Origin of the sequence: Granulicatella sp. zg-ZJ, assembly GCF_010892355.1 — a bacterium.
GTDB lineage: Bacteria > Bacillota > Bacilli > Lactobacillales > Aerococcaceae > WM01.
On the sequence record NZ_WNJY01000052.1, the window covers coordinates 1 to 3,827 of the forward strand.

4 protein-coding genes are annotated in these 3,827 nt (G+C 29.0%); all 4 read right to left on the minus strand.

What is annotated here, in order from left to right; all coding sequences use genetic code 11:
- Positions 1-606 precede the first annotated feature (606 nt).
- Positions 607-735 (minus strand): hypothetical protein, encoded by a 129-nt coding sequence (locus tag GMA11_RS09460; RefSeq protein ID WP_255466038.1) that lies wholly within the window; start codon positions 733-735, stop codon positions 607-609.
- Positions 736-1,606: 871 nt separating this feature from the next.
- Positions 1,607-2,581: a protein rep gene (locus tag GMA11_RS08980; RefSeq protein ID WP_370516589.1), complete on the minus strand. Its 975-nt coding sequence runs from the start codon at positions 2,579-2,581 to the stop codon at positions 1,607-1,609.
- Between the two features lie 341 nt (positions 2,582-2,922).
- Positions 2,923-3,150 carry a hypothetical protein gene (locus GMA11_RS08985; RefSeq protein ID WP_163546802.1) on the minus strand — a complete coding sequence of 76 codons (228 nt, stop codon included), beginning with the start codon at positions 3,148-3,150 and terminating at the stop codon, positions 2,923-2,925.
- Complete coding sequence (locus GMA11_RS08990; protein ID WP_163546803.1) at positions 3,150-3,752, minus strand: hypothetical protein; 603 nt, start codon at positions 3,750-3,752, stop codon at positions 3,150-3,152. Before GMA11_RS08990 ends, GMA11_RS08985 begins: the two co-directional genes overlap by 1 nt.
- Positions 3,753-3,827: the final 75 nt, after the last annotated feature.

Consider the following 3,827-nt stretch of genomic DNA (forward strand, 5'->3'; position numbering starts at 1 on the left):
AAGATACACCAACCAAACCTAACACTACTAATTTTTTTAAATTTTTTCTCATGTTAATCTTCTCCTTTTTTGTTAATGTTCTTACTTTAAAGATTTTCTAATGAAAAGCTATACTGTGTACATTGGACTCACCTGTTTCTTTTTTTCTAAATCATTACACCTTATTTATAGCATGATTTAGAAAGCGAAAACAGTCTTGAAATAAAAAACTTTTTTGATAAAATTAAATATTGGGGATATATTTATTAGAAATAAAAAATAAAAAAAATAAACCACTTGAAAAACACATAAAAAAACGATTTAAGATATTTTGATATATTTTGATAGAATGATACCTTTTTGATATAAAAACGTCTTAAACCCCTCTTTTTTTCGTTTTAAACACATATAGAGTGAAATATCTACCGTAGACTTTGATTAACAGTAACATCTATCATCAAAAATACACATAACACTTAACAGAACATCAAAAACATGCTATACTGTTTCTAACAACAATAAAATTAGTAAAACAATTCAAAACAAACAGAAAAGACTAAGAGCTGGAACTCTTAGTCTTTTTTTATTCACTAGGAACAACAACCTAGCGTCTGTTGAGAAAGGCAACTACTCTTTTTTATCATCGTTAAAATGTTTCTCAATCCATCGCATACCATACTCTCTCAAGAATGGTATCACAACATAATTAACCATGTTGCGAACGACAACAAAAAATAAAATTAGTAAAACTTCCAAACAAACAACACCACCTTTCGTGGCTAGTTGCCTAACAAAAGTATACCATATTTTTTTAAAATTTTTTTCTTGCCTCTAAACTCAACTAGATAGTTTTGTTTTCTTTCACGTTTAAAAAAGTCAACTCCTTATGCTCCGTCGTGACCTTGTCACTCGTCCGCTACCGTTGACTTTTTTATTTTTTGCGTTTGCTCTTTCGTGCCGACAGCTCAAACTAGTTTTTCTTCTTCACCTCTCGCTGTCGTTTAAAAAGTGTAACGCAAAAAAACACTTTTCTCTCTTTACTCTCTGTTCCTTTTTCTTTTTTGATAACTCTATTTTAAAAAAATTTCTTCAACATTTTTTCTCTCACCTAAAAAATTTTCACAAACTTTTTAGGGGTTTGGGTTCTCCCAAAAATCAAAAAAATATTTTTTTCTAAAAATATTTTTTAATTTTTTTGTGCAAAATGGTACCATCTTGCAATCCTTGCGATTAACGAATTGACCCAAAATCGACCATTTTTAACGAGTGTATTTTTTCAAAAAAATCAGCACAACCCTTTTTTATTTTTTCGCTTTTGTTAAAGTTTGTGAAATTTTTCGAACCACTCTTTCAGAAAAAAACATCTCCTCTTTTTTTCTGTTGTCCAAACAAAAACAGATTTTTTTAAACCAGGAAAAACACCCCTTTTTTATCCTTTTTCTTAATCGCAAGGATTGCAAGATGCCGGCATTTTGCGAAAATAAAAATACTTTTTCTTTTTGAAAAAGTATTTTTTGTTTGGGGAATTTTCCCCAAGCCCCTCTTTTTTCTGATAAAAATTTTTAAAGTACTCTGATTTTTTCACAAACTTTTTTTCACACAAAACTAAAAAAAGAGAACTCTTTTTTTAGTTCTCAATAAAATAATTTTGCATGTCCCAGTTCCACCTTGCAATCAATAACTCAACGTCTTCAAAAATATTTTTTTCATTTTCCACGTTCACTAAATCGCCACTCTCGATGTCATCACATGCCAATTCTTTTTTGATTTGTTTAAACAAACCACCAAAAGCAATCTGTCTTTTTCGATACAATCCTCGAAACAACTCATCTGTGATTTGTAATTTTTCTTCATCAGTTTTTCCCATTTGGTCAATCGGCTTCACAGGATATTTTGCCGTTTCTAAAACTGCCGCTTGCATATCATCAATGCCTTTTTTTTCATTTGGTTTCACACATCGAATGTCTACAACAGGGTCATACGTTAACTTTGCAGATTGTTTCCACATCGCTTGCCATTCGTTTTGCGAAATATAATTTTCAGAATTTCCTTTAAAATAACTCGACTTCACAAACATCAAAACATGCAAGTGAGGGTGATACAATTCTGTCTCTGAATTACGTGTCACTTCTGTGGCACGTAAAAAACCAATCAAATTTTTTGTTACTTTTTTTCTTCTAAACAATCTATCAAATGACTTCGTTAATTCAGATAATTGATGATTCAAATCTTCCGCACAAATATTTTTTATCGTCAATGTTAAAAATAAAAAACGTCCTTTTGGTTCTCTTCTCATCGCTTCGGTCACAATCTGCATAGCCTGATAACTATACTTCATACTTCGTCTCCAGTTACAAATTGGACACAATTTATTTTTACAAAACCACGTTTGATACAACTGATAATGTTCGTCATCTTTTCGAAACGTTAACACTTCAGAGCATGAAAAAGCTCTCTCACTCGAACGATAATGTAAAACATTTAAACGTGTTGCCAACTCAATATTTTGTATTTTTCGCTCACGCCATTTTTTATCTTTTCCATTTTTTGTTGTTTCAATAAAAATTTTATTTTCTGAATTTTTGTCTTGCATTTTTGTCATAATTTGGTACCATATATACGTAATTAGTTAGTTAGCCTTTTGTTTTCTTTAAATAAAATGGTTATCTTACTTTTGAAAATACCATATAAAAAAACTCGCTCTTAATTGTGTAAATTCCTTTCTATAATTTTGATTTAGCAACTAAATTATACCGAATTTATAAACACAGTTCAAGGCGAATTTTTTTATACCGAAAAATCAATGAAATTTTTCAAAAAAAATCAGTCGTATCAAGGGTTTAAGTGCCCTAGGACGACTGATTTTTGCATGAGAGTTATTTCTATATAGTATCAAGATAAGAAGAAACTTGCTTCGCAAGTTTAAAACCACTACTTTTTCTTTTAATTTTCCTTATTTTTTAGAAATTTATTTCTTCCAAAAAATAAATGAATACTCATAATAGAAAAATAAAGACATAAAATCTTAAAAATAGTATCCAATCTATAGAATTCTAAAAAATAATTTATAAAAAAAACAAAACCTACAAACAATATATTTTTTAACCAACCATATTTTTCTTTTATAAATAAAATAATATACAAAGAACCTAAAATAATTGCTAAATTCATTATTGGACACCCCAACTAAAAGTTAACATTCCAACAAAATAATTATAATCAAACCATATTCCATCATTTTGTTGAGCAGCTTGACCAATCATTGCACCAATAGCTGAACCTAAATGATTATTAAGACTGAATTTACTTGCTAACATAGACAAACCTCCAGCAAGACCACCTTGTAAAATAATATTTAAAGCACCAGCATCTACAAAAACCCTCACATAATTCCAATGAAATTCTAAACCGTTTTTACCAGGTGCACGACTCAATAAACTTAGTCCCATAATTTTTTTAGAAGAATAATCAATAAAAACATGACCTTCATACTCATCTAAAGATTTATTTGCTTTTTGTATATACTGTTCTGCTAAATATTTAAGTTCATCTGACAATTTATCATTTGACTTCAAATAAAATCTATCATTCTTAATAAAAACATATTTATCAATCAATTTAACTTCATATTCACTTAAATTTCTTAACGTATATATTTGTTTACTAACATTTTCAGCATAAGCTACTCCATTTGACACAGTAGGAACAATCGCTCCACCAAAAGATACACCAACCAAACCTAACACTACTAATTTTTTTAAATTTTTTCTCATGTTAATCTTCTCCTTTTTTGTTAATGTTCTTACTTTAAAGATTTTCTAATGAAAAGCTATACTGTGTACATTGGA

What these genes read in the sequence shown, in the direction of transcription:
- GMA11_RS08980 (WP_370516589.1), bottom strand. Translation starts at nt 2,581, where the DNA reads ATGACAAAAATGCAAGACAAAAATTCAGAAAATAAAATTTTTATTGAA.
- GMA11_RS08985 (WP_163546802.1), bottom strand. Translation starts at nt 3,150, where the DNA reads ATGAATTTAGCAATTATTTTAGGTTCTTTGTATATTATTTTATTTATA.
- GMA11_RS08990 (WP_163546803.1), bottom strand. Translation starts at nt 3,752, where the DNA reads ATGAGAAAAAATTTAAAAAAATTAGTAGTGTTAGGTTTGGTTGGTGTA.